The organism is Tolypothrix sp. VBCCA 56010 (assembly GCF_050875635.1).
Taxonomy (GTDB): domain Bacteria; phylum Cyanobacteriota; class Cyanobacteriia; order Cyanobacteriales; family Nostocaceae; genus Hassallia.
Genome location: NZ_JBPAOH010000576.1, coordinates 1 through 207 on the forward strand (window position 1 = coordinate 1; position 207 = coordinate 207).

A 207-nucleotide genomic window follows, 5' to 3' on the forward strand; every position below is an offset into this window, starting at 1 on the left:
AGTCCCAAGGTTATTTACACCTAAATCTATTGCGGCTTTCAAACCTGATTCAGATAACTTAACATCCTTTCTAGTATAAACTACTTCAATTACATAACATCCACTGCTGGGAATTATTCGTACACAGTCATAATTTTGTGCATGTTTGGAGTGAATGAGAATACTTGTTTTATGTAAGTGAATAATCCCTGATTCTTTGAGTTTTTT

At 32.9% G+C, this 207-nt stretch carries 1 pseudogene; it reads right to left on the minus strand.

Features of this window, described 5'->3' with window-relative positions:
* Positions 1 to 207: pseudogene (locus tag AABK37_RS42420) on the minus strand (RNA-guided endonuclease TnpB family protein); the annotation flags it as partial.